At 71.9% G+C, this 26,307-nt stretch carries 25 protein-coding genes; 6 read left to right on the top strand and 19 right to left on the bottom strand.

All coding sequences use genetic code 11. The features are described from left to right. Positions 1–57: 57 nt before the first annotated feature. Both AC1DZC_RS15670 and AC1DZC_RS15665 read right to left on the bottom strand, forming a co-directional pair. Positions 58–414 (bottom strand): hypothetical protein, encoded by a 357-nt coding sequence (locus AC1DZC_RS15670; protein WP_477043911.1) that lies wholly within the window; start codon positions 412–414, stop codon positions 58–60. A gap of 147 nt (positions 415–561) precedes the next feature. After that, entirely contained in the window at positions 562–1,557 is a 996-nt protein-coding gene (locus AC1DZC_RS15665; protein ID WP_477043910.1) for an NAD(P)/FAD-dependent oxidoreductase, read from the bottom strand. A 105-nt stretch (positions 1,558–1,662) separates the two neighbouring features. Between AC1DZC_RS15665 and AC1DZC_RS15660 the strand changes: the two genes are divergently transcribed. Then, on the top strand, positions 1,663–2,217 hold the full coding sequence (locus AC1DZC_RS15660; RefSeq protein WP_477043931.1) for a helix-turn-helix domain-containing protein: 555 nt from the start codon (positions 1,663–1,665) through the stop codon (positions 2,215–2,217). Positions 2,218–2,409: 192 nt separating this feature from the next. On the opposite strand, the gene AC1DZC_RS15655 is transcribed toward AC1DZC_RS15660, so the two are convergent. The 6 genes from AC1DZC_RS15655 to AC1DZC_RS15630 form a co-directional block, all read right to left on the bottom strand. Further along, a complete protein-coding gene (locus AC1DZC_RS15655) occupies positions 2,410–3,516 on the bottom strand; it encodes an ABC transporter ATP-binding protein (protein ID WP_477043909.1) in 1,107 nt (368 codons plus the stop codon). Continuing rightward, entirely contained in the window at positions 3,513–4,595 is a 1,083-nt protein-coding gene (locus tag AC1DZC_RS15650) for an ABC transporter permease (RefSeq protein ID WP_477043908.1), read from the bottom strand. Before AC1DZC_RS15650 ends, AC1DZC_RS15655 begins: the two co-directional genes overlap by 4 nt. Before the next feature lies 1 nt (position 4,596). After that, positions 4,597–5,577, bottom strand: coding sequence for an ABC transporter permease (locus tag AC1DZC_RS15645; RefSeq protein ID WP_477040615.1), 981 nt, complete (start codon positions 5,575–5,577; stop codon positions 4,597–4,599). Continuing rightward, positions 5,574–6,806 (bottom strand): ABC transporter ATP-binding protein, encoded by a 1,233-nt coding sequence (locus AC1DZC_RS15640; RefSeq protein ID WP_477043907.1) that lies wholly within the window; start codon positions 6,804–6,806, stop codon positions 5,574–5,576. The genes AC1DZC_RS15645 and AC1DZC_RS15640 overlap by 4 nt, the downstream gene beginning before the upstream one ends. Before the next feature lie 144 nt (positions 6,807–6,950). Further along, on the bottom strand, positions 6,951–8,636 hold the full coding sequence (locus tag AC1DZC_RS15635; RefSeq protein WP_477040617.1) for an ABC transporter substrate-binding protein: 1,686 nt from the start codon (positions 8,634–8,636) through the stop codon (positions 6,951–6,953). Between the two features lie 125 nt (positions 8,637–8,761). Next, positions 8,762–11,320: a beta-d-glucosidase gene (locus tag AC1DZC_RS15630; RefSeq protein ID WP_477043906.1), complete on the bottom strand. Its 2,559-nt coding sequence runs from the start codon at positions 11,318–11,320 to the stop codon at positions 8,762–8,764. 101 nt (positions 11,321–11,421) lie between these two features. Here AC1DZC_RS15630 and AC1DZC_RS15625 point away from each other — a divergent pair, with 101 nt between their 5' ends. The 4 genes from AC1DZC_RS15625 to AC1DZC_RS15610 all read left to right on the top strand — a co-directional run bounded on the left by AC1DZC_RS15625 (position 11,422) and on the right by AC1DZC_RS15610 (position 15,064). Next, positions 11,422–12,072, top strand: coding sequence for a TetR/AcrR family transcriptional regulator (locus AC1DZC_RS15625; RefSeq protein ID WP_477040619.1), 651 nt, complete (start codon positions 11,422–11,424; stop codon positions 12,070–12,072). Positions 12,073–12,143: 71 nt separating this feature from the next. Then, entirely contained in the window at positions 12,144–12,881 is a 738-nt protein-coding gene (locus AC1DZC_RS15620; protein WP_477040620.1) for a response regulator transcription factor, read from the top strand. Beyond that, the gene (locus AC1DZC_RS15615; RefSeq protein WP_477040621.1) at positions 12,881–14,491 is read left to right on the top strand and encodes a sensor histidine kinase; all 1,611 of its coding nucleotides are present in this window, start codon (positions 12,881–12,883) and stop codon (positions 14,489–14,491) included. The genes AC1DZC_RS15620 and AC1DZC_RS15615 overlap by 1 nt, the downstream gene beginning before the upstream one ends. Before the next feature lie 195 nt (positions 14,492–14,686). Further along, positions 14,687–15,064 (top strand): VOC family protein, encoded by a 378-nt coding sequence (locus tag AC1DZC_RS15610; RefSeq protein ID WP_477040622.1) that lies wholly within the window; start codon positions 14,687–14,689, stop codon positions 15,062–15,064. 22 nt (positions 15,065–15,086) lie between these two features. On the opposite strand, the gene AC1DZC_RS15605 is transcribed toward AC1DZC_RS15610, so the two are convergent. The 4 genes from AC1DZC_RS15605 to AC1DZC_RS15590 form a co-directional block, all read right to left on the bottom strand. Beyond that, the gene (locus AC1DZC_RS15605) at positions 15,087–15,848 is read right to left on the bottom strand and encodes a hypothetical protein (RefSeq protein WP_477043905.1); all 762 of its coding nucleotides are present in this window, start codon (positions 15,846–15,848) and stop codon (positions 15,087–15,089) included. Positions 15,849–15,952: 104 nt separating this feature from the next. After that, a complete protein-coding gene (locus tag AC1DZC_RS15600) occupies positions 15,953–17,587 on the bottom strand; it encodes an ABC transporter permease (protein ID WP_477043904.1) in 1,635 nt (544 codons plus the stop codon). After that, positions 17,584–18,510, bottom strand: coding sequence for an ABC transporter ATP-binding protein (locus tag AC1DZC_RS15595; protein WP_477043903.1), 927 nt, complete (start codon positions 18,508–18,510; stop codon positions 17,584–17,586). Before AC1DZC_RS15595 ends, AC1DZC_RS15600 begins: the two co-directional genes overlap by 4 nt. Then, on the bottom strand, positions 18,507–19,163 hold the full coding sequence (locus tag AC1DZC_RS15590) for a TetR/AcrR family transcriptional regulator (RefSeq protein WP_477040626.1): 657 nt from the start codon (positions 19,161–19,163) through the stop codon (positions 18,507–18,509). Before AC1DZC_RS15590 ends, AC1DZC_RS15595 begins: the two co-directional genes overlap by 4 nt. 213 nt (positions 19,164–19,376) lie before the next feature. Between AC1DZC_RS15590 and radA the strand changes: the two genes are divergently transcribed. Beyond that, entirely contained in the window at positions 19,377–20,792 is a 1,416-nt protein-coding gene (gene radA, locus AC1DZC_RS15585; RefSeq protein WP_477040700.1) for a DNA repair protein RadA, read from the top strand. A gap of 19 nt (positions 20,793–20,811) precedes the next feature. Here radA and AC1DZC_RS15580 read toward each other — a convergent pair whose 3' ends face one another. The 7 genes from AC1DZC_RS15580 to AC1DZC_RS15550 all read right to left on the bottom strand — a co-directional run bounded on the left by AC1DZC_RS15580 (position 20,812) and on the right by AC1DZC_RS15550 (position 26,305). Next, the gene (locus tag AC1DZC_RS15580; protein ID WP_477043902.1) at positions 20,812–21,534 is read right to left on the bottom strand and encodes a DUF4386 domain-containing protein; all 723 of its coding nucleotides are present in this window, start codon (positions 21,532–21,534) and stop codon (positions 20,812–20,814) included. A 1-nt stretch (position 21,535) separates the two neighbouring features. Continuing rightward, entirely contained in the window at positions 21,536–21,763 is a 228-nt protein-coding gene (locus tag AC1DZC_RS15575; RefSeq protein WP_477040628.1) for a helix-turn-helix transcriptional regulator, read from the bottom strand. Further along, positions 21,757–22,212: a hypothetical protein gene (locus tag AC1DZC_RS15570; protein WP_477043901.1), complete on the bottom strand. Its 456-nt coding sequence runs from the start codon at positions 22,210–22,212 to the stop codon at positions 21,757–21,759. The genes AC1DZC_RS15575 and AC1DZC_RS15570 overlap by 7 nt, the downstream gene beginning before the upstream one ends. Beyond that, positions 22,209–23,168: an NAD(P)-dependent alcohol dehydrogenase gene (locus AC1DZC_RS15565; protein WP_477043900.1), complete on the bottom strand. Its 960-nt coding sequence runs from the start codon at positions 23,166–23,168 to the stop codon at positions 22,209–22,211. The genes AC1DZC_RS15570 and AC1DZC_RS15565 overlap by 4 nt, the downstream gene beginning before the upstream one ends. A gap of 103 nt (positions 23,169–23,271) precedes the next feature. Beyond that, complete coding sequence (locus AC1DZC_RS15560; RefSeq protein ID WP_477043899.1) at positions 23,272–24,246, bottom strand: N-acetylglucosamine kinase; 975 nt, start codon at positions 24,244–24,246, stop codon at positions 23,272–23,274. Next, the gene (locus AC1DZC_RS15555) at positions 24,243–25,508 is read right to left on the bottom strand and encodes a 6-phospho-beta-glucosidase (protein ID WP_477043898.1); all 1,266 of its coding nucleotides are present in this window, start codon (positions 25,506–25,508) and stop codon (positions 24,243–24,245) included. Before AC1DZC_RS15555 ends, AC1DZC_RS15560 begins: the two co-directional genes overlap by 4 nt. Beyond that, entirely contained in the window at positions 25,505–26,305 is an 801-nt protein-coding gene (locus tag AC1DZC_RS15550) for a carbohydrate ABC transporter permease (protein WP_477040633.1), read from the bottom strand. Before AC1DZC_RS15550 ends, AC1DZC_RS15555 begins: the two co-directional genes overlap by 4 nt. Between the last annotated feature and the right edge of the window lie 2 nt (positions 26,306–26,307).

The following is a 26,307-nucleotide window of genomic DNA, read 5'->3' as shown; positions in this document are numbered from 1 at the left end:
CCGTCGGGTCCCGATCGTCCCCCCGGAGTCTGACGGCGCGCCCGACGGGCACGAGGGTCAGTGTGGCGACGGCACCCCCGGCGCGACGACGACCGCGTGCGTGCACGTGCCCAGCTGCGCCCGGACGTCGTCGTCGGCGTTGATGCACAGCAGGCAGCCGCCACGCCGCTCGAGCTCGACCGCGGCCTCGTCGATCACGTCGGCCGCGTGGTGGCTGCGCAGGCTCACGGCGCCCAGGTCCAGCACCACCATCGAGGCCGTCGCCGACAGGGCGTCGAGCAGGTCCCGCAGCCGCCCGACGTCCGCGCGCCCGAACGACCCCGCCGGGCGCACGCTCGCGGTCAGCCACGGCTCCTGCGGTCCCGACGCGAGCACGGTCGTCCGGTCGAGCCCTGTTGCGGTCATGGTGCTCATCGCGTGCCTCCCGGCGGCGTCGGCGAGCGGGTGGTCGTCCACGGGCTCGGGAACCACTTCACCGACCCGGCCTGTGGAACACCTGGACGTGGACAGCCCTTGACCTGTGAGAGAGGTTGGCTACCGGACGGGCCCCCGCACGAGCGGTCACGCGACGGGCACCGCTCGTCGGACGTCCTCGTCGACGAGGTCGGCGTTGATCATCGCGCCGGCCCGCGTGCCTGCCGCCATGGAAGCCCCGACCTGCGCCATCAGGTCGGTGACGTTGCCGGCGACCCACACCCCCGGCACGTTCGTCACGCCCGCGCCGTCCCCGACCGCGTAGGTGCCCGCGGCGCCGTCGAGCACCCCGAGCTCCAGCCCGAGCCCCTCGAGCCCCTCCGTGCGTGCCGTGAACAGGGGCGCGACGACGAGCGCGTCGAGCGGGACGACCGCGTCCTCCACGCGCACCCCGGCGAGCCTGTCGCCCTCGACGACCACCTCCTCCACCGGGCCGTCCACGACCCGCACGCCCCGCGCCCGCAGCATCGCCGCCTGCTCGTCGGAGAACGGCGGGGCCGTGTGCCGGAGGACCACGACGTCGTCGGACAGCTGGGAGAACAGCAGCGCCTGGTGAACGGCCCGCGCCGAGGTCGCCAGGATGCCGATCGCCTGGTCCCGCACCTCCCACCCGTGGCAGTAGGGACAGTGCAGGACGTCGCGCCCCCACCGCTCGCGCAGCCCCGGCACGTCGGGCAGCTCGTCCACCAGTCCGGTCGCGACGAGGATCCGCCGCGCCCGCACCACGCGACCGTCCGCGGTCGCCACGACGAAGCCCCGTGCCGGCGGCCGCCCGCCGGTCAGGAAGCCCTGCGCTCCGGCGTCCGCCGCCGTGCCCTCGTCGCGGCGAGCCTCGACCACCCGACCGGCGACGACCTGCCCGCCGTACGCGCGCAGCTCGTCGCGACCGCGCGCCAGGAGCTCCGCCGGCGCGACACCTTCCTGCCCGAGCAGCCCGTGCACCCCCTCGGCGGGCGCGTTGCGCGGCTCGCCCGCGTCGATCACCAGCACCGCCCGGCGGGAGCGCGCGAGCATCACCGCCCCGCTGAGTCCCGCAGCGCCGCCACCGATCACCACCACGTCCACATCCGTCGTCTCGCTCATGCGCCCACCGTGCAGCGCATGTGCGGCCGATGGCAACGTTCGTTGCCGGAGTGGCAAACTCGCCCCGTGACCCACGACGCGACGGCCGAGGACGTCGAGCTCGTCATGCGAGCCGTGGGCCCGCGGCTGCGCGCGGTGCGCCAGCAGCGCGGACTGACGCTCGCGCAGGCGTCGGCGACGACCGGGATCTCGGTGAGCACGCTGTCGCGGCTGGAGTCGGGAACGCGACGCCCGCAGCTCGAGCTCCTGGTGCCGCTGGCGGCCCTCTACCGGGTCCCGCTCGACGAGCTGGTCGGCGCGCCCGCCACCGGCGACCCGCGCGTCCACCCACGGCCCGTGACGCGGCACGGTCGCACGGTGATCCCGCTGTCGCGGAGCACGGGCGACATCCAGGTGTTCAAGCTCGTCATCCCGCCCACGCCCCACGTGCCCGAGCCGGTGCTGGGGACGCACCAGGGCTACGAGTGGCTGTACGTCATCGAGGGTCGGCTGCGCCTCGTGCTCGGTGAGCACGACCTGGAGCTGCCGCCCGGCGAGGCCGCCGAGTTCGACACGCGCGTGCCGCACTGGTTCGCCAACGAGGGCACGCAGCCGGCGGAGGTGCTGAGCATCTTCGGCAAGCAGGGCGCCAGGATGCACGTCCGGGCGCGGCCCTCGTAGACCCACGACAGACCAGGTCGCACAGAGCACAGCGAGGATGCACGTCCGGGCGCGGCCCTCGTCGTGAGTCCTTCTTCCTGAGCGCATCCGCTGACCGGCCCGCCCCCGGTGGCGACACGGTCGTCGACGAGTCGACGACCGAGGCGGATGCCACCGAGGACGGACCGGGGATCAGCGGAGGTTCTCAGAAGGTCAGCGGACGGACAGCTCCACGGGGACGGGGACGGGCTGGAACCCGGCCGCGGCCACGGCCGCCGGGTCGTGCCGCAGGCACGCGACCTGGCGACGGGGGTCGTCGCCGGGCACGGCCGGCGTGACGAGCTCCGGCGCGACCGTCGCGCACGCGTCGAACGCGTGGACGCAGCGGTCCCGGAACGGGCAGCCCGTCGGGCGCCTGGCCAGGTCCGGCGGCGAGCCGGGGATGCCGCCCAGCTCGCGACGCGGCCCGCGCAGCGGCGGGAACGAGTGCAGCAGGGCGTCGGAGTACGGGTGCCGCGGACGTCGGTAGACGTCCTGGGCCGCGGCCTCCTCGACGATCTCGCCCGCGTACATGATCGCGATGCGGTCCGCGATCTCGATCAGCAGCGAGACGTCGTGCGTGATGAAGATGACCGAGAACCCGAGGCGGTCGCGCAGCTCGGCGATTTGCTCCACGATCTGGCGCTGCATGACGACGTCGAGCGCGGTGGTCGGTTCGTCCATGATCAGCACCTGCGGGTCGAGCGCGAGCGCCATCGCGATCATGACGCGCTGACGCATGCCGCCGGAGAGCTGGTGCGGGAAGGACCGCAGGCGGTCGGGCGAGATGCCGACCATGTCGAGCAGGTCGGCCGCGCGCTCCATCGACTCGTTCTTCTTCATCGACGGCAGGTGCGCGAGCAGCGCGTCGGAAATCTGCCGGCCGATGCGGTGCACGGGGTTGAGCGAGTTCATGGCGCCCTGGAACACGATCGCCATGTCCTGCCAGCGTGACGCCCGCAGGTCCTGGTCGCTCATGGCCAGGACGTCGACCTGGGAGCCGGAGCGGTCGGTGAAGACGACCTCGCCGCCCGTGATCATGCCGGGGGGCGGCAGCAGGCGCGTGGCCGCGTAGGCGAGCGTCGACTTGCCGCAGCCGGACTCGCCGGCCAGCCCGAGCACCTCGCCGCGGTTGAGGGTCAGCGAGACGTCGCGCAGCACGTGCGTCGGGTTGTCGTCGAACCCGTAGTCGACCGAGAGGTTCTTGATCTCCAGGACGGGCTCGGCGACGCGGCCGACCTCGCCCGGCGTCCAGATCGAACGCGTGGGGACGGCGCTCATGCCCGGTCCTCCTTGCTGTGATGACCGTTCGACGGCACGATCCTGGCGACCTCGATCTGCTCGGACTGCGTGACGAGCGTCGACTTCGGCGCCGACGCGCCGGGCGCCTCGTAGACCACCGGGGTGAAGCCGATGCGGGGACGGATGCCGCGCTTGCGCAGGGTGCGGGCGTTCATGCCGACGCTGCGCAGCCGCGGGTTGACGAACTCGTCGATCCCGAAGTTGATGAGCGTCAGGGCCATGCCGACCAGGGCGATGCACAGACCGGCCGGGACGAACCACCACCACGCACCACGCTGCAGCGCGAGGTTGTTCTGCGCCCCGTACAGGATGGTGCCCCAGTTCCAGTCGCCCGGGTCGCCGATGCCGATGAAGGCCAGCGTGGTCTGCGTGAGCACCGCGAACACGACCGTTCCGACGAAGCCCGAGGCGATGATGGCCGTGAGGTTAGGCATGATCTCGGCGGTGATGATGCGCCACGTGCTCTCACCACTGGCCCGGGCGGCCTCGACGAAGTCTCGCCGTCGCAGCGACAGGGTCTGGGCACGCAGCACGCGCGCACCCCACGCCCAGCCGGTCACCGCGATCACTGCCGCGACGGTGACACCACCGACCGAGGGCAGCTGGCCGGCGATGATGATGATGAGCGGCAGCTGCGGGATGACCAGGAAGACGTTGGCGAGCATGGACAGGCCCTCGTCGCCGATCCCGCCGATGTAGCCGGACGTCACACCGACGAGGACACCGATCGCCGTGGCCCCGATCCCCGCGATCAGGCCGACGATCACGACGCTCCGGGTGCCGATGATGATCTGGGACAGGATGTCCTGCCCGAGCTGGTTGGTGCCCAGCCAGTGCGAGGACGACGGAGCCTGCAGCAGGTCCGCGCTCAGCGCGCCCGGCTCGTACGGGGCGAGCCAGGTGCCGAAGATGGCGAGGAACGTGAAGAACGCCACGATCACGAAGCCGGTGAGCGACTTCGAGTTCCGCAGGAAGACGAAGCGCCGCTTGCCCGAGGTGGTGGTCTCCGCCGTCGTGACGTCGGGAGTGTCCTCCAGGAGCGTCAGGTCGATGGCCATGTCAGCCCTCCTGCCGGGTCCGCGGGTCGAGCGCGGCGTAGACGAAGTCGGCAACGATGTTGGCGACGAGGACGGCCATCGTGATGACCAGGAAGCAGCCCTGCATGAGCGGGTAGTCGTGCGTCGACACCGCGGTGAACAGGACGTAGCCGATGCCCTGGTAGGAGAAGACCATCTCCATGATCAGCGTGCCGCCGACCACGAACCCGAGCGACAGCGCGAAGCTGGACACCTGGGGCAGGATCGCGTTGCGGGAGGCGTAGCCGCCCATCACGCGCCGCTCCTTGAGGCCCTTGGCCTGGGCGACCGTCACGTAGTCCTCGGAGGACACGGTGACCATCATGTTGCGCATGCCGAGGATCCAGCCGGAGATCGACGCGATGACGATGGTCATGGCCGGCAGGAAGCCGTAGTAGATGACGGAACCTATGAACTCGAACGACCAGTTGGGCACCATCGACCGGTCGTAGCTGCCGCTCGAGGGGAACCAGCCCAGCCGGACCGAGAACACCGAGATCGCGATGAGGGCGAGCCAGAAGTACGGGACCGCCGAGAAGAAGGCCGAGATCGGCAGCGCCGAGTCCGCCCACGTGCCGCGCCGCCAGCCGATGGACCGGCCGACGAGGGTGCCCAGCGTGAACGCGATGATCGTCGCGACGCCGACCAGACCGATGGTCCAGGGCAGCGCCTGCTCGACGATGTCGGCGACCGGCTGCGGGAAGAACGTGAACGAGCGGCCGAGGTCGCCGTGCAGGATCAGCTGCCAGTAGTCGACGTACTGCTGCCACAGCGACTGGGTGTCGTCGAGGCCGAGCAGCACCCGCAGCGCGTGCTCCGCGTGCGAGTCGATCCGGCCCTGCAGTCGGCCCATCAGCGCGCTGACCGGGTCGCCCGGCATCATGCGCGGGATGAAGAAGTTCAGCGTCACGGCCGCCCAGAAGGTGACGATGTAGAAGATGATGCGGCGGACCATGAATCTCATCGGAGGCCCTCCTGTCCGGACGTGTGGGGCGCTGCGGGCGCCGTCGGCGCGGCGATCGCGGCACCGCCCGGGTCGGCGCCCGCAGCGGGCTCGGGGGCCGCGGCCGCGGCCAGGTCGGCGTCTGCGCGGACGACGACGTCGACGTCGATCGTCGGGCGGGCACCGTAGGCATCGAGGACGGAGCCGAGCTGTGGGCGGTCCGGACGGTCGGCGTAGCCCCAGCAGGCGGCCAAGCGATCGACGCCGACGTCCATCAGCGGCGGGACCTCGGTGCGGCAGACGTCGTTCGCGAACGGGCAGCGCGGGTTGAACCGGCAGCCCTCGGGGGGCGTGACGAGGCTCGGGGCCTCGCCGCGCGCACCGCGGGCGCGGGCATCCAGGTCGTCGGGGTCGGGGGCGGACCGGACGAGCAGCTGGGTGTACGGGTGCTTGGGGTCCTGCGTGACGGACTCGCTGTCACCGCTCTCCACGACGCGGCCGGCGTACATCACCATCGTGCGGTCGGCGAAGTAGCGGGCGGACGCGATGTCGTGCGTGATGTACAGGATCGCGATCTGCAGGCGGTCGCGCAGGTCGCGCAGCAGGTTGAGGATGCCGAGGCGGATCGACACGTCGAGCATCGAGATCGGCTCGTCGGCGAGCAGGACCTGCGGGTTCGCGGCCAGGGCGCGGGCGATGGCGACGCGCTGACGCTGGCCGCCCGAGAGCTCGTGCGGGAACTTGTCGATGTACCGGTCGGCCGGGCGCAGGTTCACGCGGTCGAGCAGCTCGAGCAGCGACTTCTCGAGCTCGTCGCCGCGCAGTCGTCCGCGGTGGATCCGCAGGCTGCGTGTCAGCGTGTACCGGACGGTGTGGACGGGGTTCAGTGACGCGAAGGGGTCCTGGAAGATCATCTGGACCTTGGACACGTACGTGCGGAACCCGGCACGCCCGTTGACGTGCGCGTCCTCGCCGTTGAGCTTGATCGTGCCGGCGGTCAACGGCATCAGCTGGGCGAGCAGCCGCGCGATCGTCGACTTGCCGGAGCCGGACTCGCCGACGAGGGCGACGACCCGGCCGCGGTAGAGCTCGAGGTCGACGTCGTCGACCGCGTGCACGACCTTCTTCGAGCGGAACCCGCGGACGGGGAAGTACTTGCGGATCGAGACCGCCTGGAGGACCGGGGTCTCGGCGGTCTGCACGGCGCCGTCGCCGTGCTCCTGGATCGGACCTTGCGTGGGGGCAGTCATCAGCTCACCTGGGGGAATGTTCGTCAGGGCGGGCGGTGCCCGCGGGTGCGGTGGGAGCAAGCCCACCGCACCCGCGGTCGGGAGGTCGTCAGGCCGTCATGGTGCGACGCGCCCAGCGACAACCCGCTCGATCATCGCTGCGGCTCAGCTGGCGGGCTTGAGCTTCATGACGATCTCAGCAGCACCCGGACGGGTCGGCTGCGGCCCGGCGTACGGGTCGTCAGCGTCCGGCCAGCCCACGTAGCTCTTCGTGGAGTACTGCGCGGTCTGCGGACGCGACCACAGGGCGATGCCGGGAACCTCGTCCACGTAGATCTTCTGGATCGTGTTCAGGGCTGCCGTGCGGTCGTCCTCGCTGGAGCTGCTGGCGTACGTCTTGAACGCGGCCGTGGCCTCGTCGTTCTGGTAGCGCCCGAAGTTCCAGTTGGCCTTCTCGCCGAGCGGCACGTACTGGGCACCGTCGAAGATGTCCGAGTACATGTCGTACGGCGTGGCGCCGCCGTCGGTCCAGTGGAACGCCGCCTGGAAGTTGCCCAGCGGGACGTCCTCGAACCAGTTGTCGGCCGGGGGCTTCTCCGCCGTGGCGTCGACGCCGAGCTCCTGCGCGGTCGCGACGACGAGGTCCTGGGCCGTGTTGTAGTCGTTCCAACCGGTCGGGTCCGTGATCGCGAACGAGACGGCCTCACCGTCGGGGTCGATCAGCTTGCCGCCGTCGTCCCAGGTGTAGCCGGCGTCCTCGAGGATCGCCTTGGCGTCGTCGACGCTGGACGGGTAGTCCTTGCCGTCGAGGTCCGGGTTCAGGAACGGCTGACCTGCCGGCAGGGGCAGGCCCGAGACGTTCGTGAGGACCGGGTTGACGCCGGACGTCGCGATCTTCGTGATGTTCTCGCGGTCGAGGGCCGTGTTCAGCGCCTGGCGGAACGCCTTGTTGCTGAACGGCTTGGTCTCGACGTTGAGGAACATGTTGTCGATGCCGAGGCCGGCGGCAGCCCACTGGTGGTAGTTGTCGGGGTCCTTCGCGATGTAGACGGTCTCGTAGTCCGCGATGAACGTCCAGCCCCACTGGACCTCACCGGTGGTGAGGGCCGTCGTGAGCGCGTTGTTGTCCGTGTAGGACGAGTAGCGCAGCTGCTTGACCTGCGACTTGCCACCCCAGTAGTCGGGGTTGGGGTCGAGGGTCGCCGCCTGCGGCGTCCAGGACGTCAGGGTGAACGGACCGGTGCCGACCGGGTCGGTATTCTCGTCCGTCGTCGGGTCGGCGACGTCCTTCCAGATGTGCTCCGGAACCATCATCAGGCTGTAGAGCTTGGACTGGTTGACGAACTGGCCGGACGTGAAGGCGACCTTGACCGTGCCGTCGTCCTGCACGGCGACGTCGCCGTAGGGCAGGGCGGCGGAGTTGATCGCGTCGTTGTTCTTGCGCAGGTTGACGTTGAACGCGATGTCCTCGGCCGTGAAGTCCTCACCGTCGGACCACTTGACGCCCGAGCGCGGCGTGATCGTCGCCTCCGTGAAGTCCTCGTTCCAGGTGACCGACTCGGCGAGCCACGGCTCCGCGTCGGCAGCCGGGTCGGCCTCGTTGACCATCATGAGGGGTTCGTAGATGACCATCGCGTAGCCGAGGGACATCGCCGACGAGTTCGTCGCGAACGGGTTCTGGTTGTTCGCCTGGACACCGTTCGGCATACCGATGGTCAGGACACCATCGGACGAGCCGCTGCCTGCGGAGCTGGACGCGTCGTCGTTGCCGCTGCCACCTGAACAGGCGGTGGCGAGCAGCGCGACCGTGGCCATACCGGCCATCATCGTTGCGAGCTTGCGCGTTCTCACGGAGTGCCTCCTTGCACTGCTGGGGTACTTACGGGTGTCGTTCGCTGAAAAGAGACTGACAGGGGAGCCTTGCCGGACGACTGCGGATCGTCCGTCCTGCAGGTCGTGCTCGGGACTGCTGGGTACTACACGTGCGGGTCTGGCCCGGCAGACGCGGACCCTGGGAGGTCCACGTCGACCGCGAGACGTAGGTCGCCTGACGAACGGCCCACGCGGATCGGGTAGGTACCGGCCGGGGTGACCCAACCGGGCTTTGCCGTGTCCCAGGTACGGAACGCACGCGCGTCCACCCGGACCTGGACCCGTTCGTGCGCACCGGGTTCGGCGAGCACGACACTGAAACCGCCGAGCCAGCGGACCGGACGCTCGACCCCGGGCGTACCCAGGGACGAGTTCTCGGGGGGCTCGACGTAGACCTGGACGACCTCACGACCGGCGCGGGTCCCCGTGTTCCGGACCTCGATGTCCAGCACGACCCCCCCGTCGCCGTCGAGGGTGGACGTCATGGACTCGTACTCCCACGTGGTCCAACCGAGGCCGTGACCGAACGGGGCGGCGGGCGTGCGGCCGAGGGCGAGCCACGAGCGGTACCCGACGTGCACGCCCTCGTAGTAGTCGACGACGCCGTCGACGGGGATCGCGTCGGGGACCGGGACGTCCGACTCGTGGGCCGGCAGCGTCCACGGCAGGCGGCCGGCCGGTTCGGTGACACCGGTCAGCACGTCCGCGAGCGCCTCGGGCCACTCCTGGCCACCGAGCCACGCCCAGACGACGCAGGGCACCTCGTCGAGCCAGGGCAGGAGCACCGGGGCGCCGGCGTTCACGACGACGATCGTGTTCGGGTTCGCGGCGAGCGCGGCCTTGACCAGCTGGTCCTGCGTGCCCGGCAGCCCGAGGCTCGTGCGGTCGTACCCCTCGGACTCGATCTCCTCGTTGGTCCCGACCACGACGATCGCGAGGTCGGCCGCGGCGGCGGCCTCCACGGCGACGGCCAGCAGCTCGTCGGGCGAGGTGCCCGGCGTGCGGTGAACCAGCTCGGCGCGCACGAAGCTCGCGTACCCGACGGGGTGCACGGCCTGCACCAGCGCGTCGATCTCGACCGTGGTCGGCTCGGTCACGTCGATCACGAGCGTGGCCGGGGGCGGCTGGTTCACGCTCGAGTCGAGGATGACCTCGGCGCCCACCACGGTGTCGCTGGTCGAGAGCACCTTTCCGCCGACCGAGATGGCGTGCTTGCCCACCGTGCCGACGCCGACCTCGTGGCGGCCGGGCTCGTCGAGCCGGACCGTGGTGCGGATGCGGAGCGCGGTCGCGGGACCGGGCACCTCTCGCAGCCAGCCGTCCCACGTGGTCACGTCGGCCGTGGCGAGCACGGCACCGTCCGCGTCGAGCAGCTCGCCCTGGGCGCCGACGTGGCCCTCCGGGGTGGTGCAGCGACCGGCAAGATCCAGCGCAGGGGGCAGCAGGCGGGAGACCGCACCGGCGTGCATGTCGACCGTCGCATCGCCGAAGGCGTCTCGCAACGCCTCCGAGGGGGTGGACGAGCGGTCGGGCCGAACGAAGCCGGAGCCGCCCCCTTGCTGGAAGGGATGGACCGCGTTCGGGCCGAGGAGCGCGATACGCGTGACGTCGTCAGGGGCGACGGGCAGCGCGTGCTCGTCGTCGCGGAGCACGACCATCGAACGGGAGACGAGGCGGCGCAGTACCTCGCGGGCGTCGACGTCGCCGACGTGGTCGCGCAGGTCGCCGGACGGCGCGAGGCCGTCCAGGGCGCCGACGCGCTGAGCCAGGCGCAGCAGCCGCAGGACCTTGTCGTCCAGGAGCGATTCGCTGACGTCGCCCGAGCGCACCGCGTCGAGCAGGCCGTCGCCCCAGGGGCCGTCCGGTCCGGGCATCTGCAGGTCGAGGCCGCCCTCGGCGGCACCGATCACGGACTTGGTGGCCACCCAGTCGCTGACCACGACGCCGTCGAAGCCCCACTCGTCCTTGAGGACGCCGGTGAGCAGCGGGCGGTGCTCCAGGACGGGGGCGGCTGTGTGGCCGTCGTCGACACCCGAGTAGGCGCCCATGACGGACCAGGCCTGCGCCTCGCGGACGAGCTGCTCGAACGGCGCGAGGTAGACCTCGCGCAGCGTCCGCTCGTCGACGCGGGCCAGGTAGCTGGTGCGCTCGGTCTCGGAGTCGTTGGCGACGAAGTGCTTGATGCACATGCCGACGCCGCGGTCCTGCGCGGACTTGACCACGTGGACGGCGATCGCGCCGGTGAGCAGCGGGTCCTCGGAGTAGCACTCGAAGTGACGGCCGCCGACGGGGGTGCGCTGCAGGTTGACCTGCGGGGCGAGCACCACGTCGACGCCGTGCCGGCGGGCCTCGGCGGCGAACACCGCACCGACCTCGTCGGCCAGGTCCACGTCCCACGTCGCGGCGAGCGCGCTCGGGGCAGGGAAGGACGCCGACGTCTCGTCGGCACTCTCGGAGATGCCTCGGACGCCGGCCGGACCGTCCGACACGTGCATGGCGCGAAGGCCGATGTGCGGCACGGCGGTGGTCGACCACAGACCGGCACCGACGACGAGGCGGACCTTCTCCTCGAGCGAGAGGCGCGTGAGCAGAGCGCTCAGGGCGGCATCTCCGTGGGTGGGCCGTTCAGCCGTGGGCGGCTGGGTGGCCGTGTCGAGTGACACAGCAGCAGTCTCCGTTCAGGACGTCTTTGTCTTCTGCCGAGCATCAAAGCACAACTTACTGACTTGTCAGTAAGTGCAAAGATCACAGTATGGTTTCGGTCATGGACGACGACGTTCCCCCGAAGGCGGCAGCGCGCAAGCCGCGTCAGCCCCGCCAGGCCACTGCCGAACGCAGGGCCGAGATCCTGCGCGCAGCCGCCAACACGTTCGGCTCCAAGGGGTACATGAGCGGTTCGCTGACGGAGGTCGCCGAGCAGGTCGGCATCACCCACGCGGGCGTCCTGCACCACTTCGGGTCCAAGGAGCAGCTGCTCGTCGAGGTGCTCGAGTACCGCGACAAGGAGGACGTCCGCGACCTCGAGGGACAGCACATCCCGGGCGGTCTGGAGCTGTTCCACCACCTGTTGCGCACGGCCCGGATGAACGTCGAGCGTCGCGGCATCGTGCAGGGCTATACCGTCCTGACCGGCGAGTCCGTCACCGAGAACCACCCCGCCCGCACCTGGGTGACCGAGCGCTTCACCGTCCTGCGCGGCGAGATCCAGTCGGCGATCCTGGCGGTCGGGGAGGGCGCCGTCTCCGAGGAGCTGGCCACCTGCGCGGCCAGCGCGATCATCGGCGTCATGGACGGTCTGCAGGTGCAGTGGCTCCTCGACGAGGACGTCGACCTGCCCGTCGCCACCCAGTTCGCGATCGAGGCCATCCTCACCGCCGCGCTCGCCGGCGCCGATCGGCCCCACCCGCTCGACTGAGGACCCCATCTCTCAGACTTTTCACAGGGTTGCCCCAGGCGTGCCTCAGGTCGCGGTCGGAAGGTCGGACCATGACGATCACGACCAGCCGCCGCCCGGACGTGTTGACGCGCCCCGACGGATCACCCGTTCGCGCACTGGTAGTCGACGACGAGCCGACCCTTGCCGAGCTGCTGTCCACCGCCCTGCGCTACGAGGGCTGGCAGGTGGACCACGCCCTCACGGGCCACGCCGCGGTCAAGACCGCGAAGTCGCTCGACCCCGACGTCATCGTCCTGGACGTCATGCTCCCCGACCTGTCCGGCATCGACGTGCTGCGCCGCGTGCGCGCCACGCACCCCAACGTCCCCGTGCTGTTCCTGACCGCCAAGGACGCCGTCGAGGACCGGATCGCCGGCCTCACCGCGGGTGGCGACGATTACGTCACCAAGCCGTTCAGCCTCGAGGAGGTCGTCGCCCGCCTGCGCGCCCTGCTCCGCCGGACCGGGTCGGTGTCGTCGCGCGAGGAGGCCGTGCTCGTCGTCGGCGACCTGCGGATGGACGAGGACAGCCACGAGGTGTCCCGCGACGGTGAGGACATCCGCCTGACCGCGACCGAGTTCGAGCTGCTGCGCTACTTCATGCGCAACCCCAAGCGCGTGCTGTCCAAGGCGCAGATCCTCGACCGCGTCTGGCAGTACGACTTCGGCGGCCAGGCCAACATCGTCGAGCTCTACGTGTCCTACCTGCGCCGCAAGATCGACAAGGGTCGTACCCCGATGCTGCACACGCTGCGCGGTGTGGGGTACGTGCTGAAGCCGTCGGTCTGATGGCTCTGATGGCCGCGCGGCCGCGGTGGACGCTGCGTCGGCGACTGGTGGTCACCGTCGTCGCGCTCGTCGCCGTGGTCGCAGCCGTCATGGGCGCCGTCACCACCCTGTCCCTGCGCAGCTCGCTCGTGAAGCAGGTGGACGACAAGCTCACGATGGCGCACGGCCGCGCGGCGGACGTCCACATCGTCCCCGACGGGGGGTCGGTCGGCGTCACGCAGGGCGGTGCCGCACCGGGCTTCGCCCCGGAGGTGCTCGGCACGGCTCCGTCGTTCGTGCCGAACGGCACCGGCCGCCCGTTCCAGGACGTCGGCACGGTGAACGTGCAGCTGGCCGGCGGGACGGACCCGACGAGCCTGCCGGCACGTGACGCGGGGTACGTGGACGACGACGGCACCCTGACCCGCCTGACCGATGCGCAGATCGAGCAGATGCTCGCGATCCCGACGGACGGGGTCGTCAGGACGGTCACGCTCGACGGCCTCGGCCAGTACCGGGCGATCTCCAGCGTCACGGGTCCCGACCGCTCCGTCGCGGCCACCGCGGTCCCGCTCGCGTCCGTGAACGACACCATCACGACGTACGTGGTGATCGAGGCGATCGTCGCGGCGTTCGCGCTGCTCGTCGCCGCTGCCCTGGGCCTGGTGCTCGTGCGCCGCGAGCTGCGTCCCCTCGACCGGGTCGTGCGGACCGCCAACCGCGTCGCGCGGTTGCCGCTCGACCGTGGCGAGGTCGTCCTGGCCGACCGCGTGCCCGTCCGCGACACCGACCCCGCGACCGAGGTCGGCCAGGTGGGCGCCGCCCTGAACCAGCTGCTCGGGCACGTCGAGCAGGCCTTGGCGGCGCGCCACGAGTCCGAGTCGCAGGTGCGCCAGTTCGTCGCCGACGCCTCGCACGAGCTGCGCACTCCCCTGGCCTCGATCCGCGGCTACGCCGAGCTGGTCCGCCGCTCCCCCGAGGAGCTGCCCGACGGTGCGCTGCAGGCCATGTCGCGCGTCGAGTCCGAGTCGCTGCGGATGACCGGGCTGCTCGAGGACATGCTCCTGCTCGCGCGCCTCGACGCGGGCCGGCCGCTGGCCACCGACCCCGTCGACCTCGCCCTGCTCTCGATCGACGCGCTCACCGACGCCCACGTGGCCGGCGCCGACCACGCCTGGTCGCTGGACCTCGACGAGGACACCTCGCCCGAGGACGTCCAGGTGGTCGGCGACGACGCCCGACTGCGCCAGGTCCTGGCCAACCTGCTGTCCAACGCCCGGCTGCACACGCCGGCGGGCACCTCGGTCACCGTCCGGCTCCGTCGCGACGGGTCGCGGGTGGTCCTCCAGGTGGCCGACGACGGACCGGGCATCCCGCCCGCGCTGCGCGACAGCCTGTTCCAGCGGTTCACCCGCGGCGACGTGTCCCGCAACCGCACGACCGGGTCCACCGGGCTGGGCCTGGCCATCGTGCACGCGGTCGTCACCGCCCACGGCGGCACGATCACGGTCGGGCCGAGCACCGCGACGTCGGCCGGCACCACGTTCACCGTCACGCTCCCCGCGGCGCCGGCACCCCCGCCGCCGCTCACCGAGCGCCCGACGACCACCCGAGCCCCGGCCCGCGTCTGACAGCGGCCCGTCCCCGGCCCGTGTCTGACCACGCGGCCCGGCGACGTCCGCGCTCCGGGCACCTGACCCGCCGGAGCGCGGACGTCCCGTTCTCCTCCGCCCGAGCGGAGGGGGGCCCCGACCCGCACCTGCTCGACGCTGCGGTGGCCGCCGAGGGTGCGCGGCGGGAGAGTGGGTCTCGACGAGGAGGCACACATGGCGGATCTCAGTGACGCGTTCAGCGGGTTCTCGACCGACGACATCCCGGCCGCGAAGGAGTTCTACGGCGACAAGCTCGGGCTCGACGTGTCGGAGGAGAACGGGATGCTCCTGCTGCACGTGACCGGCAGGAACGTGCTGGTCTACCCGAAGGGACCGGCCCACACGCCCGCGACGTACACAGTGCTGAACTTCCCGGTCGAGGACGTGGCGGCGACCGTCGCCGAGCTGCGCGGCCGCGGCGTCGAGTTCGAGAAGTACGCCGGGACGCCCGTGGAGACCGACGACGACTACGTCTTCCGCGGCGGCGGCCCGCTGATCGCCTGGTTCACCGACCCCGGTGGCAACATCCTGTCGATCATCGACCGCAGCTGAGGCTCGTCGCGGAGCCGACCCGTCAGAGCGGGTAGGCCGCGTAGAAGTCGACGATGTCCTTGACCGGCCCGGTCACCTGGAAGACCGTGGTGCCGTTGGTCCAGACCGCGACACCCGTGCCGTCGCCGGCGTCGGCGATCGAGTAGCTGCCGACGGGTGCGCCCCCGGCCGTTACCTCGCCCGACTGCGGGAGGGCGGGCTCGCCCGCGCCCGCGGTCGCGGACGGGTCCGGCGCCGGGGCGGGCGGCAGGGCAGCGGTGAGCGTCGCCGCGAACGCGGTCGCCTCCGCGGGGGTCTCCCACTGGCCGGCGTTCACCGTGACGGTGCCCGCGGCCCCGTCGGTGTAGGTCTCGGTGTAGGCCTCGATGGCGCCCGCGGCGATCCAGGCGGGGTTGTCCGCCGACGTCGCGAGCGCGTACTGCAGGACCGATGTCGGCAGCGCCGTCGCGAACGCCGTCGTGGCGGTCCGCGGCACAGGGGCGACGGTCGGCGTGGGCGAGGGCAGCAGGACCGTCGACGCGACGGCGGGCGGCGTGGCCTCGTCGTCGGAACCGCCGGACGTGACGATCCCGATGATGATCGCCGCGACGACGAGGACGACCACGCCGATGATCGCCGGGACGAGCCAGGCCGGACGCTTGGTGGGCTCGTCGGCGGGCGGCTCGCCGCTCCCGGCAGGCGGGACGGGCGGCGGGGTGCCGCCGGTCGTCGGGCCGGTCTGTCCCCAGGACGGAACGCCCCCGGGCTGGTTCGGATCGGCGCCGGGCCGGCCGGTCTCGCTCATCGGGGTCCCCCTTGGTTCGTGGCGCCCGAACCCTTGCCGGACGCCCCGCAGCCTACCGACGCATCACGCGCGGACCGTGTCACGGCCCCGGAGTGCCGCGAACGTCAACCGACCACGTCACGTCGGCGGAACGCCGCCAGGCCACCCGCCACCAGGGCCGCCGCGACGAGGGTCAGGGCGAGCACGGGCGGCCAGTCCATGGCCTCGGCGGGGAGCTGGGGGGTGTAGGTGAACGGTGAGAGCGCGTCGGAGCCGTCGGGCAGGAGCGCGCCGAACAGGCCGACGACGAACACGTAGGCCACGTACGCCCAGACGAGGCCGTACGCGCGCGGCACCAGACCGACGAGCAGCACGGCCACGCCGAGCATGCAGCCGACCGCCGGCAGCGTCACCGCGGAGGCGCCGACGAGGTCCCAGACGTCGAGGTCCGCGGGCAGCGACGCCGAGCTGGTCAGGCCCACCACCAGGCCGTTGACCAGCATGATCACCACGGCGGCGACGACGGCGACGAATACCTGCGACCCCAGCCAGCGCCACCGCGACACCGGCCCGGCGAGCACGGCCGCACCACGGGTGGCGACCTCCTCGGATCGGGCGGCGCCCATCGCGGTCGCCGTGTAGGTGCCGGTCGTGATGGCGAGGAACACCGTGTAGAGCGCGAGCGCGCCGGCCACGGCCCCGCCAGGTCCCGTCGGGAGGACCTCCTCGAGCGTCGGGTCAGAGCCGAGGAAGTCGACGAGCGCGCCCGCGAGGAGCCCGACGACCGCGCCCATCGCGACGACGGCGAGGCCCCACGAGAGGATCGCGCCGAGCTGGCTGCGGGTCGTGAGCGCCACCATGCCGGTCAGGCTCGCGGGGGCCTCGGGCCGGCCCAGCCGCTCGGCCATCAGGCCGGTGCCGACGTCGCGGCGCCCGACGAGCCAGAACGCCACGAGGACGAGTCCGGCCGCGACGACGACCCCGATGGCCAGCGGCCAGAACCGCGTCGACACGTACGCCGCGGTCGCCTGCGCCCACCCGAACGGGGACAGCCAGGTGAGCACGCTCGTGCTCTCAGGACCGCGCACGTCACCGATCGCGCGCAGCAGGAACGCGACCCCGAGCACCGCCATGCCGAGCGAGCTGGCCGTGCGGCCGTGGGCCGTGACCTGGGACGCGACCGCGGAGACGCCCGCGAACACGAGTCCCACCATCACGACCCCGCCCGCGAGCGCGGCCGAGCCCTCGACCTCGAGGCCGCCCCCGACGAGCCCGAGGAACGTGGCCAGCCCGACGGCCAGGGTCGCGACGACGGCCGCGACGATCCCCGCGACGACCTGCGCGTCCCGTCCGACCGGGGCGGACCGCACGAGCTCGAGCCGACCGTCCTCCTCGGCCGCGCGCAGGTGCCGGGTCACGGTCAGCAGCGCCATGATCGCGACCGGGATCATGACCCACAGGCCGATCTCGTTGGCCGTCATGGCGCCGATCGTGTAGTCGTCGAGCCCGTACCCCGGCCCGGCCAGGGCAGTCGCGGCCGGCGACGCGATCAGCTCCGCGCGTGCCTGGCGGGTCTCGGGCGACGCGTAGGCGGAGTTCAGCGCGCCGATCGACGCGAGCACGATGAGCCCGATCGACAGGGCCCAGACGATGGTGCGGAACCGGTCGAGCCGCAGCGCGACGCGGACCAGCGCGCGCGTGCCCGACACCGGCCCGGACCGCACCGTCGCGTGGACGTGCTGCGCGGCGACCGCGGTCATCGCGACCCCTCCACCACGCCGAGGGTCGCCAGCTCGTCGCTGTACTCGCGCAGGAACAGGTCCTCCAGCGTCGGCGGGTGCGCCGTGAGCGAGTCGACGCCGAACGTGGTCAGCCGCGCGAGCACGTCGCCGAGCGACGGGGTGTCGATGTCGAGCGTGAGGTGCCCGTCGTGCCGCTGCAGGTTGTGCACGCCGCCCACCGGCGCCAGGGCGGCGGCCGCGCTGTCCATGTCCCGCAGCGCCGCGGTCACCGTGGTCCGACGAAGGCTGCGCAGCTCGTCCAGCGACCCGCTCTGCACCGCCTTGCCCGCCCGGATGATCGTCACGCGACGGCAGAGCACCTCCACCTGCGCCAGGATGTGGCTCGACAGCAGCACCGTGCGGCCCTCGTCGGCAACCTCCCGCACGACCTGCTGGAACACCGCCTCCATCAGCGGGTCCAGGCCGCTGGTCGGCTCGTCCATGAGGAGCAGCTCGGTGTCGGCGGCGAGCGCGGCGACGAGCGCGACCTTCTGCCGGTTGCCCTTGGAGTACGCGCGGCCCTTGATGCGCGGGTCGAGCTCGAACCTCTCGATCAGCTCGCCCCGCCGCTTCGGGTCCAGGCCGCCGCGCAGCCGTCCGAGGACGTCGATCGCCTCGCCGCCCGACAGGTTCGGCCAGAGGTTCACGTCGCCCGGCACGTACGCGAGCCGCCGGTGCAGCGCGACCGCGTCCCTCCAGGGGTCGCCGCCGAGCAGCTGCACCGAACCCTCGTCGGCCCGGAGCAGCCCGAGCAGCACGCGGATCGTCGTCGACTTGCCCGCGCCGTTCGGGCCGAGGAACCCGTGCACCTCGCCCGTGCCGACGGTGAGGTCGAAGCCGTCGAGCGCGCGCTTGGCCCCGAACGACTTGACCAGTCCGCGGATGTGGATGGCGTCGGTCATGACTTCTCCTGTGTCTTCTGGACGAACTCTCGATAGGCGTCGAGGTAGCCGCTGTCCGTGAACAGCCCGTGCGTGTAGAGCTCCAGGCCGGCGAGCATCGTGGCGCTGTAGAGCTCCTTCATCGCCGTGGTCGGGTCGTCGGTCGGGGCGGTGCCACGGCCCAGCGCACCGTCCAGCTGGGCCATGACGATCAGGCCGACCTGGGTGGCGACGAGGTTCCGGGACCTGCCGTGCGGGTCCTGCGACGGTCGGACGGTCCCCGCCTTCTCGCCGGTCTTCAGGTACGCGTCGGCGTCCGCGACGAGGCCGTCGACGAACTTGCCCGCGAGCGCGCCGCCCTCCATCAGGCTGCGGACGATGTACGCGAACAGGGGTGCGTACTCCTCGATCTGGGCCAGCCGACCGATGACCTCGCCCGGCGTGTGGTCCGCCATGGCGTCGGACTTCTCGTTCTTGACCGTCTCCAGGACGAACGCGTCGCACTCAGCCCGCAGGCCGTCCTTGGACCCGAAGTGATGGATGACCAGCGCGGCGCTGACCCCGGCGTCGGCCGCGATGGCGCGCACGCCGACGCCGAAGCCGTCGCGGCCGAACCGCGCGACCGCCGCGTCCCGGATGCGGGCGCGGGCTGTGAGGTCGTCGTCTGAACGCACGTTCACTACGCTAAACCGGTGTTCAGTCGAGCGCAAGGCCCGGCGCCCGAGGCGGCGATCGTCGTTGCGTCGACGGCGCCCCGTGCATGCGACGGCGCTACCTGCTGGGGGCGCCGTGGCGGTCTTGTGGCGCCCTCGCCGTCCGGTCCGACGGGTGGCTGCGGGTCTGCGGGCGCGCCCTCGTCGTCCGTGTCGGACCCTGCGTCTAGCGTCCTGCTCGTGACCTCGACGAGCGTGAAGCGCCCCTCCTCACCGCGGCCTGCGTTCCGGTGCTCGGAGTGCGGCTGGTCCGCCACCAAGTGGGTCGGCCGCTGCGGCGAGTGCCAGACCTGGGGCTCGGTGCTCGAGGACACCGGTCCGGGTGGCGGCGCCCCGAAGACGACGGCCACGACGCCGACGCGATCGACGGCCCTGCCCATCGACCAGATCGACGTCGAGACGGCACGGGCGCAGTCCACAGGGGTCGACGAGCTCGACCGGGTGCTCGGCGGCGGCCTCGTGCCGGGCGCCGTGGTGCTCCTGGCGGGCGAGCCCGGCGTCGGCAAGTCGACCCTGCTGCTCGACGTCGCCGCCCGGGCGGCGCGCACCGGCCGGCGCGTGCTCTACGTGACCGGCGAGGAGTCGGCCGCGCAGGTGCGCCTGCGGGCGGGCCGCATCCACGCGCTCGCGCCCACGCTCCTGCTCGTCTCAGAGACCGACCTGGCGACGGTGCTCGGGCACATCGAGAAGGAGGCCCCGGACCTGCTGGTGGTCGACAGCGTGCAGACGATCGCGTCCGCCCAGGTGGACGGCACCGCCGGTGGCGTCTCGCAGGTGCGCGAGGTCAGCGCCGCGGTGATCCAGGCCGCCAAGGCCCGCGACATGCCCGTCGTGCTCATCGGCCACGTGACCAAGGACGGGGCGGTCGCCGGGCCGCGCACCCTCGAGCACCTCGTCGACGTCGTCTGCCAGTTCGAGGGCGACCGGCACTCTCGGCTGCGCATGCTGCGGGCCACCAAGAACCGGTACGGCCCCACCGACGAGGTCGGCTGCTTCGACCTCTCCGAGACGGGCATCGTCGGGCTGACCGACCCGTCCGGGTTGTTCATCTCCCAGGCGCTGCACCCGGTGCCGGGCACGTGCCTGACGGTGACGCTGGAGGGGCGCAGACCCCTGGTCGCCGAGGTGCAGTCGCTCGTGGCGCTCAGCTCCGTGCCGAACCCGCGCCGGACCACGAGCGGCGTCGACAGCAGCCGGCTGGCCATGGTGCTCGCGGTGCTCCAGCGCCGGCTCGGGGCGCGGCTGGCCGACCAGGACGTCTACGTCTCGACCATCGGCGGCGCCCGCGTGATCGAGCCGGCCGCCGACCTGGCGCTCGCGCTCGCCGCCGTCAGCTCGCGGGAGAACGTGCCGCTTCCGCGAGGGCTCGTCGCTATCGGCGAGGTCGGGCTGGCCGGCGAGATCCGGACGGTGTCGGGGGTCGGCCGCCGCCTGGCCGAGGCGGCGCGGCTCGGGTTCACGCGGGCGATCGTGCCGGCGGGGGCCCTGGACGGCGCGAACCCGCCCGCCGGGCTGACCGTGACCACCGCGGCCGACCTGGGCGAGGCCGTGCTGAACGCGGGCCTGGCGACGGACGACCCGCGCCGGTAGGCGTCCGCCCGACGCAGGGCTACGCGGCCACCGGGAGGCGCGCGGGTCGCTCGGCCACGACCGGGACCCGCACGCCGCGGATCAGGAGCCAGAGCAGGAACAGGACCTCGGCGACTCCGCCGACCATGCTGAAGACGACCGTCGAGTCGGCGTCGGCCCCCTGGAACTGCAGCACGATGTCGACCAGGTAGCCCAGCCCGCCGGCCATCAGCAGGTACCCGAAGGTCCTCGGCACGTAGCCGGACCGGACCACGACGTACCCGAGCGGCAGGAGCCACAGGCCGAAGAAGATCTGCGCGACGTTGTTCGACAGGGTGTGCATGTCGAGCAGGAGGGTCGCGGTCTCGTCGGACCCCGGCCACGCGCCCGTGGCGACGAGCAGGGCGCCGCCGTGCAGCACCATGCCCAGGCTCTGGATCACGACGGCGGCCGAGGCGATCACCAGGAAGCCGACGGAGATGTCGAGGTTCGCGCGACGGAAGAGGCTGAACAGGAGCAGCACCGTCAGCAGGAAGCACGTGAACGCGACCAGGTCGGCGGCGAACGCCAGTCGCATGGTGCCGGCGGCGTCGCGGATGCTCTGCGCGGTCTGCGACGGATCACCGTCGGTGTCCAGACCGCTGCGGACGACCAGCTGCGACCAGCCCGCGGCGACCGCGACGACGAGGTAGAAGGCGCCCGCGAGCCGCGCGACGCGCTGGGGGTGGGCGAGTGCGAGCGGCGTGGCCGACGGCTGAGACATCTCAGGCTCCGGTCGGGTCGGGGTACTGGAACACGTCGTCCAGCGGGACGCCGAAGACGTGCGCGATCTGGAACGCCATCTCGAGCGACGGCGAGTAGCGGCCCTGCTCGATGGCGATGACGGTCTGACGGGTGACGCCGATGCGGTCCGCGAGCTCGGCCTGTGTCATCTCGCCGTGCTGGAAGCGCAGGCTGCGGATCGCGTTGGTGACGCGGGTCGGCTTCACCACGAAGGAAGGCCCCTCCGGTAGAGGCCGATCTTGGTGGCCGAGCTGAGCATCGCCGACAGGACGAAGCCGAGGTAGAGCGTGTTGGCGATCCAGAACCAGTCCGCCTCGACCATGGCGAGGATCAGCCCGGCGAGACCCCCGATCACGAGGAACGACTGGCCGGTGTACTCGCCGATCCGGTCGATCTCCTTGTCGCGCTGGTCCTTCTTGTCGGCGTCGCCGCGCCAGACGATCGAGATGACGATCGTGCCGATGATCGACGCCACGATCGCCAGCCCGATGCTCCAGAGCATCGGCGCGATGTAGTCGACGTCCTCGATGGGCACGTCCTGCGCCCGGGACAGGATCACGGCGACGTAGACGAGGAACGCCGCGAGGGAGACGACCGCGAAGACCCAGACGTTGCGCTCGGTGAACGTCATGCTGCTGCCCCGCTCCTGCTCGCTCACGGGAGGACCACGACCTTGCCGCGCGCGTGGTCGACGCCGAGGTGCCGCACGGCGTCACGGCCGGCGCTCAGCGGGTAGGCGCGGTCGATCGCCGGGGTCAGCGCCCCCTCGTCCGCCAGGCCGGCCAGGACGTCGAGGTCCGCCGCGCTGTACATCGCGACGAGGGGTCGCAGGCGCTGGCGGCTGAACAGCGAGAGGACGCCGGCGCGGGCGATCCGGCCGAACGGGCCGGTGACACGGTTGCCCTCGCCCGCCGACAGGACCAGGGTCCCGCGCTCGGTCAGGACCGAGCGCAGGCGGGACAGCGAGTGGTTGCCGACGAGGTCGAGGATGACGTCGTACCGGCCGGCCAGCTCGTCGCGGGTGTAGTCGAGGACGTGGTCGGCGCCGACCGAGCGGACCAGATCGACGTTGCGCGTGCTGCACACGCCGGTCACCTCGGCCCCCCACGCCTTGCCGATCTGCACCGCGAAGGTGCCGACCCCGCCCGACGCTCCGTTGACGAGCAGCGACTGGCCCGCCTGCAGGCGACCCACGTCGCGCAGACCCTGCAGCGCGGTCGTGCCGGCGAGCGGGACGGTCGCGGCCTGCTCGAACGTCAGCGCGGCAGGCTTGAGGGCCACCCGCTTGGCCGGGACGCTCGCGTACTCGGCGAACGCTCCCCCGTTCGGCTCGGCCCAGACCTCGTTCCCGGCGACGAACCCGGTGACCTTCGCGCCGACGGCGACGACCTCCCCGGCGAGGGCCTTCCCGGCGACCGGGACGCGGGGCGACCGCAGCCCGGAGATCGCCCGGATCAGGTACGGCCTGCCGATCATCGTGTACCAGTCGGCGGCGTTGACCGAGGCGGCGCGCACCCGGACCAGCACGTCGTGGTCGCCCACGGCAGGGACGTCGACGTCATGGAACGAGAGGACGTCGTCGCTCCCGTACCCGCGCTGGACGATCGCTTTCATGGTGCGCCTCCGCGCTCGATGTCAAGAATTGCTGACATCGAGCAACGTAAAGCAGGCCATACACCGTGTCAAGAGTTCTTGACATAGGGACGCCGCCCAGGGGTCAGATGAGCGCGGCCGTGGCTGCGGACGTCCGCCGGGTGCGTTCGATCGCCGACGGAGGCGAACCGTGCGCCTCGAGCACCAGGAACGCGGCACCCAGCACCGGCCGCTCGGAGACGAAGGTCAGGCGTGCGCGGGGGGCGCCGAGCGCGAGACGCGAACGGATCCCCTCGGTCAGGCCCGGGTCCCGCGCCGCCAGCACCCCGCCGCCGAGGACGACCGGAACGGCCGACTCCGTCAGGCCGAGCCGCCGCAGGGCTGCCAGGGCGAGCGCCGCGACCTCGTCGGCCTGCCGCTCGACCACGGCCGACGCGACCGCGTCACCGCTCGCCGCCGTCGCCAGGAGGAGCGGCGACAGGCCCGCGATGTCGTCGTGCCCGAGAACCTCGAAGTGCAGGTCCTCGATCACGGCGGCCATCGTCGTGGCACCGAGGGCCGCCGGCACGAGGTGCGAGAGATCGGTGGCCGGGCCGCGGCCGTCGACAGCGCGTGCCGCGTGCCAGATCGCCTGCTCGCCCAGCTCGTACCCGCCGCCCCAGTCGCCCGAGATGCGGCCGAGGGCCGGGAAGCGGGCGGTCGCGCCGTCGGACCGTCGGCCGACGCAGTTGATCCCCGTGCCGCACACCACGACGACCGCCTCGCGCGCGTCGGTACCCGCGCGCAACAACGCGAACGTGTCGTTGTCGACGACGGCCGAGGCCGGCGTGAACCAGGGGAGGGTCCTCAGCGCCGCGGTGAACGTCTCGATCTCGACCGGCAGGTCCAGCCCGGACAGGTAGACGCCGACGCGCTCCACGGTGCGGCCCTCGAGCGCCGCCCGCACCAGCCCGTCGATGATGGCGAGTGCGGGCTGCACCCCGATGACCTGCGGGCACGACCCCGGCCCGCGGGTGTGCGCAAGCACCGTCCCGTCCGGGTCGAGCACGAGCACGTCGGTCTTGCTGCCGCCACCGTCGACGGCGACGAGGACGCTCATCGGGCCCACGCGAGGTGCGCGCGGTTCTCCGCGAGCAGCAGGTCGGTCAGCCGCGACGCCCGGTCGTACTGACCGACCAGCGGGTGCGCGAGCAGGGCACGCTCCACCCGGGAGCGACCCCCGTGCACGGCGGCCTCGAGCGCCAGCCTCTCGTAGCCCGCGACATGGGACACGAGGCCTGCGATGTCGGGAGGCAGCGGCCCCGCCGCAAGCGGCGCGATGCCGGCCGCCCCGATCGTCGCCGGGACCTCGATGACGTGGTCGTCGGGGAGGAAGGGCAGCGTGCCGTCGTTGCGGACGTTGACCACCTGCACGTCGCCGCGGTCGGCCGTCAGCGAGGCGAGCAGGTCCACGGCCGCCTCGGAGTAGAACGCTCCCCCGCGCCGTTCCAGGGCCGCCGGCTTGGTGTCCACCGACGGGTCGGCGTAGAGCTCGAGGAGCTCGTCCTCGACGGCGGTCACCGCGTGCGCGCGCGTCACGGCACCGGGGGCCGTCTGCTCGGACAGGACGAGATCGTGCGCGTAGTAGTAGCGCAGGTAGTAGGACGGCACGACGCCGAGCAGCGACAGCAGCGACGCCGGCAGCTCGACCTCGGCGGCGAGCTCGGGCAGGCGCTCGGAGAGCAGGCCCGGCAACCGGTCGACGCCGTCCACGGACGCCCCGCGCACCCACGTCAGGTGGTTCAGGCCCACGTGGTCCAGGGCGACGGAGGACGGCGGCACGTCGAGCATCGTCGCGAATCGGCGTTGGAAGCCGATCGCCACGTTGCAGAGCCCGACCGCCCGGTGCCCCTCCTCGAGGAGCGCGCGCGTCACGATGCCGACCGGGTTGGTGAAGTCGACGATCCACGCGTCGGGCCGGGCGTACCGGCGCACGAGGTCGGCCAGCGACAGGACCACCGGAACCGTCCGCAGGGCCTTGGCCAGCCCACCCGGACCGGTCGTCTCCTGGCCGATGCACCCGCAGGCGTGCGGGAACGTCTCGTCGGTGTGCCGTGCCGCCTGCCCGCCGACCCGCAGCTGGAACAGCACAGCGGAGGCGTCGGACACCCCGGCGACGACGTCGGAGGTGGCCGTGACCGTGACGTCGTACCCGAACTTCGCGAACATGCGCCGCGAGACCCCGGCCACCAGGGCCAGGCGGTCGGCGGCAGGATCCACCAGGCACAGCTCGGTGAGCGGCAGCAGCTCGCGCAGCCGCGCGAACCCGTCGACGAGCTCGGGCGTGTAGGTGGACCCGCCACCGAGGACGGTGAGCTTCATCCCTTGACTCCGGTCAGTGTGACGCCCTGCACGAAGATGCGTTGGGCGAGGAAGAAGATGATCAGCACCGGGATCATGGCGATCACCGTGGCGGCCATCGTGAGGTTCCAGTCGACCGAGTGCGCCCCGCGGAACTGCGCGAGCGCGTACGAGACCGGCCAGGCCGACTCGTTCTCGGAGGTGTAGAGCAGCGGGCCGTAGTAGTCGTTCCACGACGCGAAGAACATGAAGATCGCCGTCGCCGCGATGCCCGGCTTGGCCATCGGGACGATGACCTTCCACAGCGTGCGCAGCTCTCCGCAGCCGTCGAGCCGCGCGGCCTCGGTGTACTCCTTGGGGATCGTCAGGAAGAACTGCCGCAGCAGGAAGATCGAGAAGGCGTCGCCCAGCAGGTTGGGCAGGATCAGCGGCCACAGCGACCCGGTGAGGCCGAGCTTGGACCACATCACGTAGAGCGGGACGCTCGTGACCTGCGGCGGGAGCAGCATCATGCCGATCACGAGGACGAGCAGCACGCCGGAGCCGCGGAACTGGATCCGGGCCATCGCGTAGGCCGCGGGGACCGACGAGACGAGCATGAAGACCGTCGCCAGGATCGCGTAGAGGAACGAGTTCCCCGTGTACTTGAGCATCGGCAGCCGCTCGAACACCTCGGCGTAGTTGTCCCAGTGGAAGGACGTCGGCCAGGCGAACGACGTCCCGGCCTGCTCGGGCGACATGACCGACGTGAGCAGGATGAACGCGAACGGCGCGAGGAAGATGAGCGCGAGCGCGAGGAAGACGGCGTGGTCCGCCACCC

This window comes from Cellulomonas sp. P2_B4, assembly GCF_056404795.1.
This window is presented reverse-complemented; position numbering and strand designations above follow the sequence as displayed.